Genomic DNA, 18,851 nt, shown 5'->3' with positions numbered 1-18,851 from the left:
GACCATGCAAGGCGCACAGTTGAGACATCAGCCCCCACCAGCACCCGGCCGCAAGCCGGTGCCGCGGGGTGCCAGCCGAATGGTGGCCAAAGAGCCGATGTCCGCGCGCCTGCCGAAAGCCAATTTTGGTTTTCTCAAAGCCTTGTTCTGGCCGGTGATGTTAGTGGCGGTGGGGTTCGGTACTTACGAAGGCGCACAGCGGTTGCTGCCGTACGCCGACCGGCCGATCTCCAAGGTCGCGGTGCAGGGCGACCTGAGCTACATCAGCCAGCAAGCGGTGCAGCAGCGGATCGCCCCTTACGTGGCGTCGAGCTTCTTCACCATCGACCTGGCGAGCATGCGCACCGAGCTGGAACAGATGCCCTGGATTGCCCACGCCGAAGTGCGTCGGGTATGGCCGGATCAAGTGGTGATCCGCCTGGAAGAACAACTGCCGGTGGCCCGCTGGGGCGACGAATCGCTGTTGAACAACCAGGGTCAGGCGTTCACCCCGCGTGAACTGGCGAACTACGAACATTTGCCACAGCTGTTCGGCCCACAACGGGCTCAGCAGCAAGTGATGCAGCAATACCAGGTGCTGAGCCAGATGCTCAGGCCGTTGGGTTTCTCGATTGCACGCCTGGAGTTGCGTGAGCGGGGCAGCTGGTTCCTGACCACCGGCGCCGGCAGTGCAGGCCCGGGGATCGAACTGCTGCTGGGCCGCGGCAACCAGGTGGAAAAGATGCGCCGTTTCATTGCCATCTACGACAAGACGCTTAAAGAACAGATTACGAACATTGCGCGCATCGATCTGCGCTACGCCAACGGCCTCGCTGTTGGCTGGCGGGAACCTGTAGCGCCCACGACAGCCCAACCCGCTGTCGCGAAGAATTAAGAAGAGGCAGGACCCATGGCAAACGTGCAAAGCGGCAAAATGATCGTCGGTCTCGATATCGGCACCTCCAAGGTGGTGGCGCTGGTAGGCGAGGTCTCGGACGACGGCACGCTGGAAATCGTCGGGATCGGCACTCATCCGTCCCGCGGCCTGAAGAAAGGCGTGGTGGTGAACATCGAGTCCACCGTCCAGTCGATTCAGCGCGCGATCGAAGAAGCGCAGCTGATGGCCGGTTGCCGGATCCACTCGGCGTTCGTCGGTGTGGCGGGCAATCACATCCGCAGCCTGAACTCCCACGGCATCGTCGCGATTCGTGATCGCGAAGTCAGCTCCGCCGACCTTGAACGCGTCCTCGACGCGGCCCAGGCTGTGGCGATCCCGGCTGACCAGCGCGTGCTGCACACCCTGCCGCAGGATTACGTGATCGATAACCAGGAAGGCGTTCGTGAGCCCCTGGGCATGTCCGGCGTACGTCTGGAAGCCAAGGTCCACGTGGTCACCTGCGCCGTCAACGCGGCACAGAACATCGAGAAATGCGTGCGTCGCTGCGGTCTGGAAATCGACGACATCATTCTCGAGCAGCTGGCCTCGGCCTACTCGGTATTGACCGACGACGAGAAAGAGCTGGGCGTGTGCCTGGTCGACATCGGCGGCGGCACCACCGACATCGCGATCTTCACCGAAGGTGCGATCCGTCACACCGCGGTGATCCCGATTGCGGGCGATCAGGTGACGAACGACATCGCCATGGCGTTGCGCACCCCGACCCAGTACGCCGAAGAAATCAAGATTCGCTACGCCTGCGCCCTGGCCAAACTGGCCGGCGCCGGTGAAACCATCAAAGTGCCAAGCGTCGGCGACCGTCCACCGCGCGAGCTGTCCCGCCAGGCCCTGGCCGAAGTGGTCGAGCCGCGTTACGACGAGCTGTTCACGCTGATCCAGGCCGAACTGCGTCGCAGCGGCTACGAAGACCTGATCCCGGCCGGCATCGTGCTGACCGGTGGTACGTCGAAGATGGAAGGCGCGGTCGAACTGGCCGAAGAAATCTTCCACATGCCGGTCCGCCTGGGCGTGCCCCATGGCGTCAAGGGTCTGGACGACGTGGTGCGCAACCCGATTTATTCCACCGGCGTTGGCCTGTTGATGTACGGCCTGCAAAAGCAGTCCGACGGGATTTCGTTCTCGGGCATCAGCAGCCGCGACAGCTACAGCAATGAAGAGCCGAAAGCCGCCTTGATCGATCGCATCAAGAGCTGGGTGCAAGGCAACTTCTAAGAATTACCGCAGCACCGTTGTAGATACAGGCAGTAGGCGAAAAAACTAGAGAATCAAAGGAGAGGGAAAATGTTCGAACTCGTAGACAACATCCCCGCAAGCCCGGTCATTAAGGTTATCGGTGTTGGCGGAGGCGGCGGCAACGCTGTCAATCACATGGTCAAGAGCAACATTGAAGGCGTTGAATTCATCTGCGCCAACACTGATGCCCAGGCGCTCAAGAGCATTGGCGCGCGGACCATCCTGCAACTGGGCACCGGCGTGACCAAAGGTCTCGGCGCTGGCGCCAATCCTGAAGTAGGTCGTCAGGCCGCTCTCGAAGACCGTGAGCGCATTGCCGAAGTCCTGCAGGGCACCAATATGGTGTTCATCACCACCGGCATGGGCGGCGGTACCGGTACCGGTGCTGCGCCGATCATTGCTGAAGTGGCCAAGGAAATGGGGATCCTCACCGTTGCGGTGGTGACCCGTCCATTCCCGTTCGAAGGTCGCAAGCGCATGCAGATCGCCGACGAAGGTATTCGTCTGCTGTCCGAAAGCGTCGACTCGTTGATCACCATTCCCAACGAGAAGCTGCTGACCATCCTTGGTAAGGACGCCAGCCTGCTGTCGGCTTTCGCCAAGGCTGACGATGTACTGGCCGGTGCCGTTCGCGGTATCTCCGACATCATCAAGCGTCCGGGCATGATCAACGTCGACTTTGCCGACGTGCGTACCGTGATGAGCGAAATGGGCATGGCGATGATGGGCACTGGCTGCGCCAGCGGTCCGAACCGTGCACGCGAGGCCACCGAAGCGGCCATTCGCAACCCGTTGCTCGAAGACGTGAACCTGCAAGGTGCACGCGGCATCCTGGTGAACATCACCGCCGGTCCTGACCTGTCCCTGGGTGAGTACTCCGACGTGGGTAGCATCATCGAAGCCTTCGCTTCCGAGCACGCCATGGTCAAGGTCGGTACCGTTATCGATCCGGACATGCGCGACGAGTTGCACGTGACTGTAGTTGCCACCGGTCTGGGCGCGAAAATCGAGAAGCCTGTGAAGGTCATCGACAACACCGTTCACACCTCCATGGCGTCTCAGCCGCAACAATCGGCTCCCGCTCGTCAGGAAGCGCCAGCGGTAAACTACCGTGACCTGGACCGTCCGACCGTCATGCGCAACCAGGCTCAGGCCGGTGCTGCGACTGCTGCGAAGATGAATCCGCAAGATGATCTGGACTACCTGGACATCCCGGCTTTCCTGCGTCGTCAGGCCGATTAATGGAATGTATCAGGGCTATGAAGGTGATTGGTGTTCAGCAAAGGTCTGGTCTGCTATTATCGCCAGCCTTTGTTGATACCAGTTCGCAATTTGCGCTGAAGCGGCCCAAGCCATGATTAAACAACGCACACTGAAAAATATTATCCGTGCCACAGGTGTAGGCCTGCACTCCGGGGAGAAGGTATACCTGACCCTCAAGCCCGCACCTATCGACACCGGCATTGTGTTTTGTCGTGCCGATCTCGACCCTGTGGTGCAGATTCCTGCCCGCGCGGAAAACGTTGGTGAAACCACGATGTCGACCACGCTGGTCAGTGGTGACACCAAAGTGGATACGGTGGAGCACTTGCTCTCGGCCATGGCTGGCCTGGGCATCGATAACGCCTACGTCGAGCTCTCCGCGTCCGAAGTCCCGATCATGGATGGCAGCGCTGGACCTTTCGTATTCCTGATTCAATCGGCCGGCCTGGAAGAACAGGACGCACCGAAGAAGTTCATCCGGATCCTGCGGGAAGTGACAGTGGAAGATGGCGACAAGCGCGCCACTTTCGTCCCTTTCGAAGGCTTCAAGGTGAGTTTCGAGATCGATTTCGATCACCCGGTTTTCCGTAACCGCACACAAAGTGCAAGCGTGGATTTTTCCAGCACTTCGTTCGTAAAAGAAGTCAGCCGCGCCCGTACCTTTGGTTTCATGAGTGACATCGAGTACCTGCGCAAGCACAACCTCGCACTCGGCGGCAGCGTTGAAAACGCTATTGTGGTCGACGCGGATGGTGTACTGAACGAAGACGGCCTTCGCTATGAAGACGAATTCGTGAAGCACAAGATCCTCGATGCAATTGGTGACCTCTACCTGCTGGGCAATAGCCTGATTGGTGAGTTCAAGGGCTTCAAGTCCGGACATGCATTGAACAACCAGCTGCTGCGCAAGTTGATTGAGCAGACAGATGCTTGGGAAGTCGTGACTTTCGAAGACGCCAGCACTGCACCGATCTCTTACATGCGTCCGGTTGCGGCGGTGTAAGTAAAAACCTCTCTAGTTTTTAAAGGCTGCCTTCGGGTGGCCTTTTTTTATGTCTGCCGGAAAGTGATGCGGTGTTCGTTCTGGCCCTATCGCGGACCGCCACACCGACGATCTCACTGCGTAGCCACCACCCGATTCCTCCCGCTTTCCTTCGCCTGATACAGCGCCTTGTCCGCCGCAAACAGCAACTGCTCGAGGCTGGTGTCGGTGGTCGTGGTCCAGGTGCTGATGCCAATACTGACAGTAATCGGCGATTCAATACCCGCCACAAACGGCAGTTGCTCCACGGCAACGCGGATGTGTTCGGCAATCTGCTGTGCGCCCGCACTGTCCGTTTCCGCCAGGATGACCGAAAACTCTTCCCCTCCGTACCGGGCGACCAGATCCGCCGGTCGCCGTACGTTCTCGGCGATCACTTTGGCCAGTGCGCGTAGCGCATCGTCGCCCGCCTGATGGCCATGTTGATCGTTGAAGGCCTTGAAGTGGTCGGCGTCGATCATCAACACCGACAGCGGTTTACCCGACCGTTGGGCGCGAAACCACTCATGACGCAGTGTCTGATCCAGCGTTCGGCGGTTGGCTACGCCGGTCAGGTCATCAGTGGCGGCCAGCTGTGCCAGTTCCTGCTCGGCGTGGTGGCGCAGTCGCAGCTCCCGGCACAGCAGCCAGGTCAGCCAAAGCAGGCCGATGCACAACACGCCGGTCGCACCGCTGATCACAATCGCCGTGCGCTTCCAGGCGGCAAACACGTCGTTCCCCGAGAGCGCGACGATCACCGTCAATGGCAGGTTGCCAACCCTGGAAAAGGTATACAGGCGTTGCTCACGGTCGACGCTCGACACGCTGTCAAAGCTGCCGTTGCGTTCGCGCAGGATGCGCTGGACATTGGGGCGATTGGCGAAGCTTTTGCCGATTGAGTCATTGACCAGATGAGGCTTCTGCGCCAGCAATATACCGTCGTCGTTGATGATGGACAGCGCGCTGCCGGCGCCGATGTTCAGGCTGTTGAACAACTGATCGAAGTAACCCAGGCGCATCGAAGCGACGGCAACCCCGAGGAACTCACCCGTAGCCGATGAGATGCGGCGGCTGAAGCTGATTCGCCATTCGTCGCTGTCCTCGCAATCGCAGCGGGGTTGGAACGGTCGGCTGATGAACATGCCGGTGTCGCGGTTGAAAGCATGTGCGAGGAAATAATCGCGATCGGCAAAGTTGCCGGGCTTGGGCTCGATCAGCGAGGAGTCCGCAATCACCTCGCCCTGCTTGTCCAGCAGCAGAATGTCGCCCTTGAAGCGCGCCGTGGTAGAGCGGTCGAACAGCACCAGATGGCGGATCTGCGCCGAAACCTGTTTCAAGTCGTCGCGCTGCGAAGCGGCAATCAGGCCTTGCAGGGTCAGGTCGTAGAGTTCGACCGTGCGCAGCACGTCGGCGTCGATCAGTTGCGCAATCGTGGTGGCGCTGCGGGTGGCGGCCTGTTGCGCGTTGGCGTGTTCTCGGATCAACAGGAAAGTGACGATGCTGATGATCGCGATAACGGTCAGGGTGCTGCCGAGGATCACCATGAGCTCGGGGCGACCGGTCTTGCCTGAAACGTGTCTGGGGCGGCTCGCGGGCATGGGGAAGATGTCTGCTTGAGGAGCAAAAAAAAGACCAGCAAAACGCGCTGGCCTTTACTTACCCAAGCTTAGAAGACATTGAGCGGGTAGTCGACGATCAGCAGGTATTCATCGGTGTCCTGATGTCGACTGGCTGAACACTGACCCGCATCGTTGCAATGGATGTAATGATCAATGAAGCGGCAACAAAAAAAAGCCGCTGACAGCAGCGGCTTTGAAGACAACTGTTCAACGGGAAGAGCCGATGAAAGTGTCGAGGGAAAATAGAGCGATAGTTTGCGTTCAGCTATCTTTCTCGACCTGTGGCTGGGCCTGAGAAGAAGAGGATTGAGGGGTTCGCGCAGCGTCCGGAGCCTTGGCCGTCATTTCGTTCTGATACGCTTCGAACGCTGCAGCGCGTGCTGCATTGTGCGCGACGAAGGTCTGCGACTCTTCAGCGATGGCGAACGGGGAGAGGAACAAAGAGGACAAAACGAACGCGCTGGCAATACCCATGGTGTTGGACATCTTTAAAACCTTCTTGCTTGGCAAGTGCTGTTTGGTGCGGCAAAGATAAGGCGCTTTGGAGAGGGGAAAAAGAGCGGATTCATGAAAGGACTGTTGCGATTAAGGCAACAGTGCCTGCTTGGGCGACGGCTTTTGTGGCGAGGGAGCTTGCTCGCGCTCGGCTGCGCAGCAGTCGCACCCAGGCGCCTCGGTTTGTCAGAAAAACCAAGTGACCGATTGGGGCTGCTTCGCAGCCAGGCGCGAGCAAGCTCGCTCGCCACAGGGAGCAAGGTGACTCAGACCGGCAAATGGATGCCGAAGGTATTCATGCCGTGGTCACTGTGCACAAACACATCGCCACCATGCATCAGCGCAATCGCCTTGACGATTGCCAGCCCCAGACCGTGGTTGTTGCCACTGTTGCTGCGCGACGCATCGACCCGATAAAAGCGCTCGAACAACCGCGGCAAATGCTCGCTGGCAATCGGCGAGCCGGGGTTGGCGACGCCGATGCTGACCTGATGCTCCTCGACCTCGATGCGTACCTGAATCACCTGGCCGGGCTCGGTGTGTTGCACTGCGTTGCTGAGCAAATTGATCAGCGCCCGCCGCAGATGCGCAATCTCGATCCGCACCTGCGCATCGCCACTGACCTGCACCTGGACCTGCGCATCTTCAAGAATGAAATCCAGATACTCCAGCGTCGTCGCCACTTCATCGGCCAGTGAGGTGGATGTCAGTTTGGTCGCCTTGCTGCCCTGATCGGCACTGGCGAGGAACAGCATGTCGTTGATGATCGAGCGCAGCCGCTCCAGCTCTTCGAGGTTCGATTGCAGCACTTCGAAGTAGTGTTCGGCCGAGCGCCCACGCGTCAGCGCCACTTGGGTCTGGCCGATCAGGTTGGTCAGCGGCGAGCGCAATTCGTGGGCGACATCGGCATTGAACGACTCAAGCCGCGAGTAGGCCTGTTCGACCCGCTCCAGCGTGGAGTTGAACGAGTTGACGAACTGATTCAGTTCCGGTGGCAGCGACGACAGGCGCAAGCGCCCGGAACGCAACGGCGGCGCCAGTCGCTGGGCTTCCTGGGACAGCTTGATCAACGGTTTCAGACCGATCCGTGCCACCCAATAACCGAGTGCCGAGGCCAACAGCACACCGACAATCGCGAGGCTGATCAGGGCAACCAGCAGATGATGCTGGGTCTGGAAAAACGTCTCTGTGTCGATGCCGATCATGAAGCGCAATGGCGGTCGTTGATCCTTGGCCGGAAACTGGCTGACCAGCACTTTCAGCGGATAAGGCTGATCCGGCAACTGCAGATCCCGCATGCCCAGCGGCCCATCGGCGAAGGCGCGGATCTGCGGCGTCAGGTTGCCGTATTCGTAGTGCGGATCGCCGCTGATGATCCAGAAACTGATGCGTTTGTCTTCTTCACCCAACAGCTTGAGCTTGTTGTTGATCTTCACCCAATGCTCCGGCGTACCGTAACGGCCGACGGTGGATTCGAGCACGCTGTAACGCGCGTCCAGCTCGGCTTCGGGCAGCAGGCCCAGGCCCTTGTCGACCTGTTGATAAAGCGCCCAGCCGATCAACAGAAACACCAGAAGCGCTACCAGCGTAAACATCCCGCTCAGACGCAGCGCAATCGAATTACTGGACACCACGGCTCTCCAGCACATAACCCATGCCGCGGATCGTGTGCAGCAGTTTTTCGTCGAACGGCCCGTCGAGCTTGGCGCGCAGGCGTTTGATCGCGACTTCGACGACGTTGGCGTCGCTGTCGAAATTGATGTCCCAGACCATTTCCGCAATCGCCGTTTTCGAGAGGATTTCCCCTTGTCGGCGGGCCAGCACGCTGAGCAGCGAGAACTCCTTGGCGGTCAGGTCCAGTCGCGTACCGGCGCGGGTCGCCTTGCGGCTGATCAGATCGATCCACAGGTCGGCGATGCTCACTTGCACCGGTTCATGGCCGCCGCTGCGACGGGTCAGGGCTTGCAGGCGTGCCACCAGTTCAAGGAAGGAAAACGGTTTGCCGAGGTAATCGTCGGCGCCATCGCGCAGGCCTTTGATCCGGTCTTCGACACGCTCGCGGGCGGTGAGCATGATCACCGGGGTTTGCTTGCGCGCACGCAACGCGCGTAGCACGCCGAAGCCGTCGAGGCCCGGCAGCATGACGTCGAGGACGATCACCGCGTAGTCGCTTTCCAGCGCCAGGTGCAGGCCTTCGACGCCGTCCCGCGCCAGGTCCACGGTGTAACCTTGTTCCGTCAGGCCGCGGTGCAGATAGTCCGCGGTTTTTTCCTCGTCTTCGATAATCAGAACGCGCATGACCCCGCCTCAGTCTGTGGTCGCCAACGCCGGCATCGGTGCTGGCGCTGGTTTGGGCCGATGGAATAGCCGCTCAAGCCACAAGTATATGACTGGAGTGGTAAACAGCGTCAGCGCCTGGCTCACCAGCAAGCCGCCGACCACAGCGATCCCCAATGGCTGGCGCAGTTCGGCGCCGGTGCCATAGCCGAGCATCAGCGGCAGCGCGCCGAGCAGGGCGGCGAGGGTGGTCATGATGATTGGCCGGAATCGGGTGATACAGGCCTGGTAGATCGCTTCTTCCGGTGGCAGGCCACCTTTACGCTGGGCTTCGAGGGCGAAGTCGATCATCAGGATGCCGTTTTTCTTCACGATGCCGATCAGCAGCACCAGCCCGATCAGCGCCATGATCGAAAAGTCCTGGCCGCAAATCCACAGCATGATCACCGCCCCGAGCCCCGCCGAGGGCAGCGTCGAGATGATAGTCAGCGGATGCACGAAGCTCTCATAGAGCACGCCAAGAATGATGTACACCGCCACCAGCGCCGCCAGAATCAGCCATGGCTGGCTGGCCAGCGAACTCTGGAACGCCTGGGCCGCGCCCTGGAAGTTGCCGCTCATGGCCGCCGGCATGCCGATTTCAGCCTTGGCCTGATTGAGCATGATCACCGCATCGCCCAACGCCACCCCGGGCGCCAGGTTGAACGACAGGTTGGCGGCCGGGAACATGCCGTCATGGGCGATGGACAACGGACCCACGGTCGGTGCATCGAATTTCGCCAGCGCCGACAGCGGCACCATTTCCCCGCTCAGGGGCGAGCGCAAGTAGAAATAGTTGAGGCTTTCGGCCTTGCCGCGTTGCTGGGTGTCCAGCTCCAGAATCACGTTGTACTGGTTGATCTGGGTCTGGAATTCGTTGATCTGCCGCTGACCGAACGCGTCGTACAGCGCTTCGTCGACATCACTGGCGGTCAGGCCGAAACGCGAGGCGGCGCTGCGGTCGATGCTGATGTGCGTGATGCTGCCGCCCAGTTGCAGGTCGTTGGAAATGTCGCGGAACGCCGGGTTGGTGCGCAGTTTTTCCGTCAGGCGCTGGGTCCAGGTGCTGAGCGTCGCGCCGTCGTTGCTCTTGAGCACGTATTGGTACTGCGCGCGGCTCGGGCCGGAGCTCAGGTTGATGTCCTGGCCAGCGCGCAGATAGAGCACGATGCCGGGCACTTTCATCAGTTGCGGGCGAATCCGGTCGATGAACTGGCTGGCCGAGACGTCGCGGTCACCGCGTTTTTTCAGGGAAATCCAGAAGCGGCCGTTGGCGATGGTCTGGTTGCTGCCCGAAACGCCAACCGAGTGGGAAAACGCCGCGACCGCCGGATCGGCCGCGACGATTTCCGCCATCGCCAGGTGTTTTTTCACCATGTCAGGGTAGGAAATGTCGGCGGCCGCTTCTGTGGTGCCGAGGACAAACCCGGTGTCCTGGACCGGGAAGAAACCTTTCGGAATGAAGATGTAGCCGGCAATGGCCAGACCGAGAGACAACCCGAACACACCGATCATCAATTTCTGATGGGCGAGGGCGCGGCGCAGGCCTTTTTCGTACCACGCCAGCAACCGTTCGCCGAACGTGGGTTTGCTGTGGGCGTGATGCACCGGGGCGCGCATGAACAGCGCCGCGAGCGTCGGCGCCAGGGTCAGCGACACCACCACTGAAATCATGATCGTAGACGTGGCCGTCAGGGCGAATTCCTTGAACAGTCGCCCGACCACGCCGCCCATGAACAGCAACGGAATGAACGCCGCCACCAGCGAAAAACTGATCGAGACCACGGTGAAGCCAATTTCGCCGGCGCCCTTGATCGCCGCTTCGCGCATGCCATCGCCGGCCTCCAGGTGTCGGTGAATGTTTTCCACCACCACAATCGCATCGTCGACCACGAACCCCACGGCCACCACGATCGCTACCAGCGTCAGGTTGTTCAGGCTGAAACCCATGATGTACATCAGGGCGAAACTGGCGACCAGCGAAACACCCAGTACCGCCGACACGATCAGCGTCGCCGACCATTGGCGCAGGAACAGCGCCATCACCGCCACCACCAGCATGATCGCGATCAGCAGGGTGATCTCCACTTCATGCAACGAGGCGCGGATGGTCTGGGTTCGGTCGACCAGCACCTTGACTTGCACCGAGGCCGGCAACATCGCTTCGAGGCCGGGCAGGGCGGCCTGGATGCGGTCCACGGTTTCAACGATGTTTGCGCCCGGCTGCCGGGAAATCACCAGGTTCACCCCGGGCTTGTCGCCGGCCCAGGCTTGCACGTAGGCATTCTCCGAACCGTTGACGACAGTGGCAACATCCTTGAGGTGAACCGGGGCACCGTCCTTGTAGGAAACGATGAGCTGGCTGTATTCCTCGGGATGGAACAACTGGTCGTTGGTGGACAGCGTGGAAATGCTCGACTCACCGTACAAAGCACCTTTGGCCAGGTTGAGGCTGGTGTTCTGGATCGCCAGGCGAATGTCCGCCAGGGTCAGGCCGATGGCCGCGAGTTTGTCCGCCGAGGCCTGCACGCGAATCGCCGGACGTTGCTGACCGGTGATGTTGATCTGTCCTACGCCGTCGATCTGACTGATCTGACGGGACAGCAGGGTTTCCACCAGATCGCTGAGTTCGGTGCCGGGCATCAAGGTTGAGTTGATGCTGAGAATCAGCACCGGGCTATCGGCCGGGTTGACCTTGCGCCACGTCGGCAGGTTCGGCATGTCCTTGGGCAGTTTGCCGGCGGCGGTATTGATGGCGGCCTGAACTTCCTGGGCGGCGGTGTCGATGCTTTTATCGAGGGTGAACTGCAGGGTCAGGTTGGTCGAGCCGAGGGCGCTGCTCGAGGTCATCTGGGTCACGCCGGGGATGGCGCTGAATTGCACTTCAAGCGGCGTGGCCACCGACGACGCCATGGTTTCCGGGCTGGCGCCGGGGAGTTGCGCGGCGACCTGGATGGTCGGGAATTCGGCTTCCGGCAGCGGTGCAATCGGCAGGCGTGGGAAGGCGATGACACCCAGCAACACCAGGGCAAACGTCAGCAGGATCGTCGCCACCGGATGATCGATGCACCACGCCGAAACCGAGCCGTGGCCCTTCATGGCCTCGACTCCGACTGGACCACTTGCGGTGGCTCGGTCAGGACCTGCACGGTCGAGCCGGGTTTGAGCCGCGATTGGCCGTCGCTGACCAGCACGTCGCCCGGTTTCACACCTTTGATGATGTCCTGGCCGCTGCCTTGATAGACCATCTGTACCTGGACGGTTTCAACCTTGTCACCCTTGACCCGGTACACGAAGTGTTGATCGAGCCCGCGTTGTACGACGGTGGGCGGCACCACCAGGGCATCTTTATCCAATGCTGTCTGAATCTTTACCGTCACCAGCAGGCCCGGCCAGAGTTTCTGCCCGGGGTTGTTGAATTCGGCCTTGGCGCGGATGGTCCCGGTGTTGGCGCTGATCTGGTTGTCGATCAGGGTCAGGTGACCCTCGCCCAGCAGGTTGCCGGTTTCGCCGTCGGTGTCGGCACCGATGTAGGCCTTCACTTGAGCGTGCTCCGGATCGTTGATCAGGCCTTGCAGAGTCGGCAGCATTTGCTGCGGCAGGGAAAACTCCACGGCGATCGGGTCGATCTGGGTCACCGTGAACAAGCCCTGGGTGTCGGTCATGCGCAGGAAGTTGCCTTCATCCACCGTGCGAATACCGACTCGACCGCTGACCGGGGAGCGAATCTGCGTGTAGGAAAGCTGCACCTGCGCGGCATCAATCGAAGCCTGATTGCCTTGGGCGGTGGCCTTGAGCTGATTGACCAGCGCTTGTTGCTGGTCGTAGGTCTGCTTTGAGACGCCATCGTCGACGCTAAGCAGTTTGTAGCGTTTGAGGTTCACCAGCGCCACTTGCAGCTGCGCCTGGCTTTCGCCGAGTTGTGCGCGGGCCTGGTCGAGGCTGGCGCGGATCGAGCGGTCGTCGATGGTGGCCAGCAGGTCCCCCTTCTTCACCAACTGACCTTCCTTGACCAGGATTTTAGTGAGGATGCCGTCGATCTGCGGGCGCACTACCACGCTGTGCAAAGACAACACCGAGCCGATGCCGCTGACGTAGCGAGGGACGTCTTTTTCGGCGACGTTCACCACCCTAACCGGGATCGCCGTGGGCGCAGCGAGTTTGGCTGTCACGGGTTTGGTGGCATACCACACGCCCAACGCTGCCAGGACAATCAGAAGAGCGGCGATCAAGGCGGGTTTTTTCTGAATTCGCATGCGAATGGGGCGCCGGGGCTGGGGGGGACGGAGTCTGGTCAGGGTTATACCTCCCTTTATAAACCTGTTCGCCGGTCAGGAAGGTGACGGCTAACTGACGGCGCTGTCAGTTTGGGGTGTGTGGCTCTTTCGCCTTGATAGGTCCCGAAAAGGGACCTGTCGTTCCCTTTTTGGGACTCTTTGGTCGTCACTGTGAAGAACCTTTCTCTCAGCGAAGCTTTGTTTACGGGCACGCAGCAAAAAGTGCCGGGCTTGTTGTTTGGCAGACCTGACCAAAGTTTCTACGCTAACGAAATTGCTCGCTGGGCTCAGGTAGGGAAAGGCAGTCTCATGCGTGAGCTGGATCGGTTACAACGCCCGGGCGTATTGGCCATGACCCGGCAGGGCAACCAAACCCATTATCAAGCCAACCCCGATTGCCCGATTTATGCCGAACTATCGGGTATCACTCGCAAGACTTTCGGCATCGCCGAGCCTCTGCGCCAGGCACTGCAGCCCTTTGCCGAACAGGTCATTTGGGCATTTGTGTACGGTTCCATTGCCAAGGATCAGGCAAACGCATCCAGTGACATTGATCTGATGTTGATCGGCGAGGGGCTGCACTACAGTGACGTGATGGAGCGGCTCATACCTATGGAAGAGCAATCGCCGAGGTGAACAAAGTGCAGGTTCGATTGTTCGCCTTGTGCCATGAACGGCGCAATTTGGCGAAGTCCGAAGGTTACGTGGATGAGGATGAGGATGAAGCGTTGTTGACTCAGTTGTTGGATAGCGCATCGCAATTGTTGAGCTGTGTGATGCAGCGGCTTACCGGACTCTGATAGCAGCCGCTACCTGCGATGACGTCAGCCCAGCCAGCATAAAACCCGACAGACTCACTCGCGGCATAAAGCCTGCCGTCCCCGACACAGGTATACTGCTGCCTTTCGCGGCTCGCTGACCGGGCCCGACTCTATTGCATCACCCGGAGCTTTCATGACTTCCCCGACACAACCGCCGGTTGCCGACGCCTTGAGCGACGACCAGGCAGACCTGCCAGACAGCGTCGACTCCAGCGCAGACAGCGAAACCAAAGCCGCGATCCCGGCGTTCAAGTTCCCGTTCAAGCCGGGTGAATTGGCCGCCGCGAAAACCGCCAGCCAGCCGTGGTACAAGAACGGCGCCAAGAACGGCCACACCAAGACCCCCGGCGCAGCGCCTCCCGGCACCCGTCGTTCGATGGGCAAGCGCTGAGTTTCCACCCTCCGCCATTGGTCATCCGCCGCGGTTTTCAATCGCGATGATGGCTAAGTGCTCATATCCTGAGCCAGATCAACGTTTGTGGAATCAGTGCGCTTAGAGTCAGCAGCCCTGCCGACTCTTTCCATCCAACGAGCGCGCTTTCCATGAAGATCAACCTCCCGGTGACCGGCCGTAATGTCGACGTTGCGGCTGATGCGAACATCCTCTCGACCACTGATCTGACCAGCGCGATTACCTACGCCAACGACGACTTCATCAGGATCAGCGGCTACAGCCGTGAGGAGTTGCAGGGCTCGACGCACAACCTGCTGCGTCACCCGGACATGCCGGCGGCGGCTTTCGCGCATATGTGGCAGACCCTCAAAAACGGCCGTTCGTGGATGGGGCTGGTGAAGAATCGCTGCAAGAATGGCGATCACTATTGGGTGAGCGCCTACGCCACGCCGGTGACGCAGAACGGTCAGGCCGTGGAGTATCAGTCGGTCCGGACCCGGCCCTCGGTGCGGCAGATCGAAGCAGCGGAAAAAGCCTACGCAAACCTTCGCGACGGTCGGGTGCCGCTGTTGCAACGCCTGCCTGTGTTCGCACCGGGACTCAAAGTGGTGGCATTGTTCAGTGTGACGCTGGCCTGTGTAGTGGGCATCGAGGTGTGGCTTAACCCGTCATCAGCCGTGTTCGGGATGCTGGCGTTTGTCGTGGGCAGCGGGTTGGCGGCGGTTGGAACCGGACGGATGTTGCGCCCGCTGACAGCGCTTGCCGAGCGCGCCCGACAGATTGCCGACAACCCGTTGAGCCAGGGCATTTACACCGGCCGCCGGGATCAGTTCGGCCAGATCGAGTTTGCCTTCCAAATGCTCGAAGCGCAGATCGGCGCGGTGGTGGGGCGCATCGGTGATGCGTCGCAGCGACTGGCCGGGCATGCGGCGGAACTGGTCGATCACTTGCAAAGCAGTCACAGCAGCACGCTGGATCAACAGGCTGAAACCGATCAGGTGGCGGCGGCGATTCATCAGATGTCCGCCAGCGTGGCTCAGGTTGCCAGCCATGCGCAGCAAGCCTCGCTGGCGGCCGATCTGGCCGGCAGCGAAACCCGCGAAGGTCATCAACTGGTGAGTGAGAGTCGCCACGCCGTCTTGCGTCTGGCCGAGGAACTGGCGCACGCAACCGATGTGATTCATCAGCTGGAAGGACACAGCAGCGAAATCACCGGAGTGCTGGAGGTGATCCGCAGCATCGCCGAGCAAACCAATCTGCTGGCCCTCAACGCGGCCATCGAGGCCGCACGAGCCGGGGATGCCGGGCGCGGTTTTGCGGTGGTGGCCGACGAAGTGCGGGGCCTGGCCCAGCGCACCCAGCAATCGACCAACGAGATTCAGCGCATGATCAGCACCCTGCAAAACGGCACGCGGGATGCGGTGGTGGTGATGCAGCAAAGCAGTGAACAGGTGGAAAGCAGCGTCGAACAGGCCCGGCGCGCCGCCGCCGCACTGGACGCGATCAGTCGGCGGGTCAATCAGATCACCGAAATGAGTCTGCAAATCGCCTCGGCGGTGGAAGAGCAGAGCACGGTCAGCGAAGACATCAACCGCAACATCAGCCGCATTCGCTCCGCCTGTGAAGTCACGGTGAGCGAGGGCCGGCAAAGCCAGGCCAACTCCGAAGACGTGGCGGGGCTGGCAGGGGATTTGCGGCAGTTGGCGCAGGAGTTCTGGCGAGAACGCCGTTAAGCCGCGCGTAACGAAATGAACGCGTAGTTGAGCGGTGTTTCGGTGGTCACTTCTGCGCCGGCCGCCAACACTTGCCCGGCGATGTCGTCGCCGGACACGTGGAACTGCCAGTCACTGCTCGCGTCCGTCAGCGGTTGTTGCGCGACTTGGTCGATAACCGTGGCGAATGCGCTCATGTCCGGCAGGTACGCGGTGAATCCATCGCCCTTGAGCGCTGTAGTCCGAATTCCCAGCAACGCGCAAATCGCATCCTTGGTGCGGATGTCATCGCGATCCGCCTGACGCGAGCGCTGGATAAGTCCTGCGAGTTCCTGATCGACGAGTTCCCCGCCGACGATCAGATCCGGTCCTTGCTCCCACGATTCGGGCGGGCATTCCTTGATCGACGTGTTGAGGGGAATGTGCGGATTGATTTCCATCGGATAGATACGGCACACCAGCGGCCGGCGTTCGTAGATGCGGCAGAGGTTGTCTTCGTCAAGATTCCGGCAGGGACCAATGTTGTAAGCCGCAAAGGTGATGGCCACGAACGCTTCGGACGCGCCGCTTTGCACCACCGCCGAACGGCGTTCGGCATGTTCGCGTTGCTGCGCCGGCAGGCCCAGGCCATTGCCCAGGAAACCTTCCACCAGCACGATCACCTGACCGCCGTCGGCCGCCCACATCCGGGCTTCTGTCAGGGTCAGGGGAACGTGGTGGTCATTGCAGCACTTGCCACAACCTACGCAGGAAAACGTCGTATTCATCGAAGGATCAGTCGCCTGTCTGGGCCCGAAACGGCGACAGAATGCCACCGCGAAGGTCTGCTTCGAAGCAAGTTATGCGCCATTCACTTGGATTTGGCCGGCAGGCGGATGGAGTCCCATTCGGTCACGTAGGCGGTTTTGCTTTTCTTGTTGTAGAGGCACAGCTCGGTGCCTTGCTGGCCTTTCATGTGTTTTTGCGGGTAGCGGCCTTGCAGGAGCATGGCGGTGTAGTCGACACGGTCATCGAACTGTGCGGCTTTGCCGACGGGGAAGGCGTCTGTCAGGCCGCTGGCCTTGATGCAACTGGCGAGCATCGCTTTGTCGAAGGCGGCCCAGGCTTCAGGGGTGGAAGCATGTGCTTGAGCGGCGAGGGCGGTGAGAAAGAGAAAGGCGAGGGTGGTGGCTTTCATTGATCAGGCATCCTTGGGCGTGTGTGGGCAGAGTATGCCTGATGGCGATGTGTCAGGCTGGAACCGGCTCCCGGCGGACCACATACATCCCGCAACTTTCATACAACCGCTGAGCCCGAACGTTGTCTTCCAGCACCTTCAAATCCACAAACCCTTCATGACGCTGCTGAAACACATTGAAAGCATTCAACAGCAATGCCCGACCCAGCCCCCGGCCCTGCGCGCGTGGATGCACCACCAGACTCTTGATGTAGGCGCTGGTCCAGCACTGGCACACGCCAACGATACCGTCGGCATCCAGGGCGATGAAACACAGTGAAGGATCGTACTCGGGATCGGTCTCGAATCGCTGTTGCCAGGTATCCAGCGCCGGCACGCGACCGCCACCTTCCAGGTAGCCCAGTTCCATCAGGCGATGAACGGCTTCAGCCAGTTCGGGGCGGTAATCGTGCAGGACGATTCCCGGAGGCCAGGTGATGGCGGGCACCACCTCCACCAGGTTGCGCCGCATCAGAAAACAAAAGGCGTCGTTCAAACTCAATGACCCTGTTCGGCGACCGCCTTGGCCGCTTCGATCAGGCACTTGGTCAGCTCCGGCGAGGAGAACTTGGTCAACACCGCGTTGGCGCCGGCCAGACGTGCCTTTTCACTGTTCATCGCGCTGTCCAGGGAGGTGTGCAGCAGCACATACAGGTGCGAGAAGTCCGGGGTTTCGCGCAAGGTGCGGGTGAAGGCGTAGCCGTCCATCTCCGACATTTCGATGTCCGAGACGATCAGGTTGATTTGCTGGGCCGTGCCTTGCAGGTCCAGCAGGCAGTCGATGGCTTCCTTGGCGCTGCGCGCGGTGTGGCATTGCAGGCCGAGGTTGCGCAGGGTGTGCACCGACTGCTGCAAGGCGACCTGGCTGTCGTCGACCACCAGGATGCGCGCGTTGCCCAACACCTCGGCGTCTTCCATGCTCAGTTCGGTCGGGGCCATTTCGATCTGCGCCGGGGCGATGCCGTGGATGACTTTTTCGATGTCCAGCACTTGCACCAGCGTACCGTCGACCGACGTCACACCGGTGATGTACGAGCGCACACCGCCGGAGCCGAAGGGCGGCGGACGGATGTCGGTGGTCAGGCAATGGACAATCTTGCTCACGGCCTGAACGTGCAGGCCCTGCTTGGAGCGGCTGACGTCAGTGACGATCAGGCAGCCGCCGTTCGGGTCTTCCAGCGGCCGCTCGCCAATGGCGCGGCTGAGGTCGATCACCGACAACGACGCGCCGCGCAGGGTGGCGATGCCTTTGACGTGGGGGTGCGACTCCGGCAGCTTGGTCAGCGGCGGGCAGGGAATGATTTCACTGACTTTGAGCAGGTTGATCGCCATCAGCTTGCCACTGCGCAAGGTAAACAGCAGAAGCGAAAGTGAGTCTGCGCGGGCTTTGGTGGTGGACATAAAAACCTTCTGAGGAAAAAGGTGATGGGCGAATGGAAAGTCGCCAAAAGCTATTGATGCCGGGTTATCGACTTGTTGGGGGCAGGCTTTAGGCCAAATGCATTTCGGCGGCCAAACGGTGAACCCTGTGGCGAGGGAGCAAGCTC

General features: G+C 60.5%; 16 protein-coding genes and 2 pseudogenes. 8 read left to right on the top strand and 10 right to left on the bottom strand.

Annotated elements, in window-relative coordinates; all coding sequences use genetic code 11:
- Positions 1-4 precede the first annotated feature (4 nt).
- From ACM1ZW_RS03460 to lpxC, 4 genes are all read left to right on the top strand, one after another.
- Positions 5-874 (top strand): cell division protein FtsQ/DivIB, encoded by an 870-nt coding sequence (locus tag ACM1ZW_RS03460; RefSeq protein ID WP_017340682.1) that lies wholly within the window; start codon positions 5-7, stop codon positions 872-874.
- Between the two features lie 15 nt (positions 875-889).
- The gene (gene ftsA / locus ACM1ZW_RS03455) at positions 890-2,149 is read left to right on the top strand and encodes a cell division protein FtsA (protein ID WP_017340681.1); all 1,260 of its coding nucleotides are present in this window, start codon (positions 890-892) and stop codon (positions 2,147-2,149) included.
- 69 nt (positions 2,150-2,218) lie between these two features.
- Positions 2,219-3,412 (top strand): cell division protein FtsZ, encoded by a 1,194-nt coding sequence (gene ftsZ, locus ACM1ZW_RS03450; RefSeq protein WP_017340680.1) that lies wholly within the window; start codon positions 2,219-2,221, stop codon positions 3,410-3,412.
- Between the two features lie 112 nt (positions 3,413-3,524).
- Positions 3,525-4,436, top strand: coding sequence for a UDP-3-O-acyl-N-acetylglucosamine deacetylase (gene lpxC, locus ACM1ZW_RS03445; protein WP_017340679.1), 912 nt, complete (start codon positions 3,525-3,527; stop codon positions 4,434-4,436).
- Between the two features lie 113 nt (positions 4,437-4,549).
- Here lpxC and ACM1ZW_RS03440 read toward each other — a convergent pair whose 3' ends face one another.
- The 6 genes from ACM1ZW_RS03440 to ACM1ZW_RS03415 form a co-directional block, all read right to left on the bottom strand.
- Entirely contained in the window at positions 4,550-6,052 is a 1,503-nt protein-coding gene (locus ACM1ZW_RS03440; RefSeq protein WP_416740164.1) for a diguanylate cyclase, read from the bottom strand.
- A gap of 282 nt (positions 6,053-6,334) precedes the next feature.
- Entirely contained in the window at positions 6,335-6,559 is a 225-nt protein-coding gene (locus ACM1ZW_RS03435; RefSeq protein ID WP_017340677.1) for a hypothetical protein, read from the bottom strand.
- Between the two features lie 275 nt (positions 6,560-6,834).
- Positions 6,835-8,199, bottom strand: coding sequence for a heavy metal sensor histidine kinase (locus tag ACM1ZW_RS03430; RefSeq protein WP_017340676.1), 1,365 nt, complete (start codon positions 8,197-8,199; stop codon positions 6,835-6,837).
- Positions 8,189-8,866 (bottom strand): heavy metal response regulator transcription factor, encoded by a 678-nt coding sequence (locus tag ACM1ZW_RS03425; RefSeq protein ID WP_007916978.1) that lies wholly within the window; start codon positions 8,864-8,866, stop codon positions 8,189-8,191. The genes ACM1ZW_RS03430 and ACM1ZW_RS03425 overlap by 11 nt, the downstream gene beginning before the upstream one ends.
- 9 nt (positions 8,867-8,875) lie before the next feature.
- Positions 8,876-11,983 carry a multidrug efflux RND transporter permease subunit gene (locus ACM1ZW_RS03420; RefSeq protein WP_414880543.1) on the bottom strand — a complete coding sequence of 1,036 codons (3,108 nt, stop codon included), beginning with the start codon at positions 11,981-11,983 and terminating at the stop codon, positions 8,876-8,878.
- Positions 11,980-13,140 (bottom strand): efflux RND transporter periplasmic adaptor subunit, encoded by a 1,161-nt coding sequence (locus ACM1ZW_RS03415; RefSeq protein ID WP_017340674.1) that lies wholly within the window; start codon positions 13,138-13,140, stop codon positions 11,980-11,982. The genes ACM1ZW_RS03420 and ACM1ZW_RS03415 overlap by 4 nt, the downstream gene beginning before the upstream one ends.
- Before the next feature lie 192 nt (positions 13,141-13,332).
- On the opposite strand from ACM1ZW_RS03415, the pseudogene ACM1ZW_RS03410 reads away from it, so the two are divergent.
- The 4 genes and pseudogenes from ACM1ZW_RS03410 to ACM1ZW_RS03395 form a co-directional block, all read left to right on the top strand.
- A pseudogene (locus tag ACM1ZW_RS03410) lies at positions 13,333-13,794 on the top strand (transcriptional regulator); the annotation flags it as partial.
- Positions 13,795-14,115: 321 nt separating this feature from the next.
- Complete coding sequence (locus ACM1ZW_RS03405) at positions 14,116-14,373, top strand: hypothetical protein (RefSeq protein ID WP_008026610.1); 258 nt, start codon at positions 14,116-14,118, stop codon at positions 14,371-14,373.
- A gap of 152 nt (positions 14,374-14,525) precedes the next feature.
- A pseudogene (locus ACM1ZW_RS03400) lies at positions 14,526-14,807 on the top strand (PAS domain-containing protein); the annotation flags it as partial.
- Positions 14,808-15,062: 255 nt separating this feature from the next.
- A complete protein-coding gene (locus ACM1ZW_RS03395) occupies positions 15,063-16,109 on the top strand; it encodes a methyl-accepting chemotaxis protein (RefSeq protein WP_416740794.1) in 1,047 nt (348 codons plus the stop codon).
- Here the strand turns inward: ACM1ZW_RS03395 and ACM1ZW_RS03390 are convergent.
- The 4 genes from ACM1ZW_RS03390 to ACM1ZW_RS03375 form a co-directional block, all read right to left on the bottom strand.
- On the bottom strand, positions 16,106-16,855 hold the full coding sequence (locus ACM1ZW_RS03390) for a YkgJ family cysteine cluster protein (RefSeq protein WP_416740163.1): 750 nt from the start codon (positions 16,853-16,855) through the stop codon (positions 16,106-16,108). The genes ACM1ZW_RS03395 and ACM1ZW_RS03390 overlap by 4 nt on opposite strands.
- Positions 16,856-16,938: 83 nt before the next feature.
- On the bottom strand, positions 16,939-17,265 hold the full coding sequence (locus tag ACM1ZW_RS03385) for a hypothetical protein (protein WP_416740162.1): 327 nt from the start codon (positions 17,263-17,265) through the stop codon (positions 16,939-16,941).
- Positions 17,266-17,317: 52 nt separating this feature from the next.
- Positions 17,318-17,776 carry a GNAT family N-acetyltransferase gene (locus tag ACM1ZW_RS03380; RefSeq protein ID WP_416740793.1) on the bottom strand — a complete coding sequence of 153 codons (459 nt, stop codon included), beginning with the start codon at positions 17,774-17,776 and terminating at the stop codon, positions 17,318-17,320.
- 26 nt (positions 17,777-17,802) lie between these two features.
- Entirely contained in the window at positions 17,803-18,705 is a 903-nt protein-coding gene (locus ACM1ZW_RS03375) for a chemotaxis protein CheV (RefSeq protein ID WP_017340667.1), read from the bottom strand.
- Between the last annotated feature and the right edge of the window lie 146 nt (positions 18,706-18,851).

The organism is Pseudomonas sp. NFX71 (genome assembly GCF_048079215.1).
GTDB classification, from domain to species: domain Bacteria; phylum Pseudomonadota; class Gammaproteobacteria; order Pseudomonadales; family Pseudomonadaceae; genus Aquipseudomonas; species Aquipseudomonas fluorescens_B.
Note: the sequence above shows the minus strand (reverse complement) of the source record. Positions and strands in the feature narration are given on the sequence as shown.

Coding starts and splice junctions, on each gene's coding strand:
- ACM1ZW_RS03440 (WP_416740164.1), bottom strand. CDS start 6,052: ATGCCCGCGAGCCGCCCCAGACACGTTTCAGGCAAGACCGGTCGCCCC.
- ACM1ZW_RS03420 (WP_414880543.1), bottom strand. CDS start 11,983: ATGAAGGGCCACGGCTCGGTTTCGGCGTGGTGCATCGATCATCCGGTG.
- ACM1ZW_RS03460 (WP_017340682.1), top strand. CDS start 5: ATGCAAGGCGCACAGTTGAGACATCAGCCCCCACCAGCACCCGGCCGC.
- ACM1ZW_RS03405 (WP_008026610.1), top strand. CDS start 14,116: ATGACTTCCCCGACACAACCGCCGGTTGCCGACGCCTTGAGCGACGAC.
- ACM1ZW_RS03380 (WP_416740793.1), bottom strand. CDS start 17,776: ATGCGGCGCAACCTGGTGGAGGTGGTGCCCGCCATCACCTGGCCTCCG.
- ACM1ZW_RS03385 (WP_416740162.1), bottom strand. CDS start 17,265: ATGAAAGCCACCACCCTCGCCTTTCTCTTTCTCACCGCCCTCGCCGCT.
- ACM1ZW_RS03395 (WP_416740794.1), top strand. CDS start 15,063: ATGCTGGCGTTTGTCGTGGGCAGCGGGTTGGCGGCGGTTGGAACCGGA.
- ACM1ZW_RS03375 (WP_017340667.1), bottom strand. CDS start 18,705: ATGTCCACCACCAAAGCCCGCGCAGACTCACTTTCGCTTCTGCTGTTT.
- lpxC (WP_017340679.1), top strand. CDS start 3,525: ATGATTAAACAACGCACACTGAAAAATATTATCCGTGCCACAGGTGTA.
- ACM1ZW_RS03390 (WP_416740163.1), bottom strand. CDS start 16,855: ATGAATACGACGTTTTCCTGCGTAGGTTGTGGCAAGTGCTGCAATGAC.
- ACM1ZW_RS03425 (WP_007916978.1), bottom strand. CDS start 8,866: ATGCGCGTTCTGATTATCGAAGACGAGGAAAAAACCGCGGACTATCTG.
- ACM1ZW_RS03435 (WP_017340677.1), bottom strand. CDS start 6,559: ATGTCCAACACCATGGGTATTGCCAGCGCGTTCGTTTTGTCCTCTTTG.
- ftsZ (WP_017340680.1), top strand. CDS start 2,219: ATGTTCGAACTCGTAGACAACATCCCCGCAAGCCCGGTCATTAAGGTT.
- ACM1ZW_RS03415 (WP_017340674.1), bottom strand. CDS start 13,140: ATGCGAATTCAGAAAAAACCCGCCTTGATCGCCGCTCTTCTGATTGTC.
- ftsA (WP_017340681.1), top strand. CDS start 890: ATGGCAAACGTGCAAAGCGGCAAAATGATCGTCGGTCTCGATATCGGC.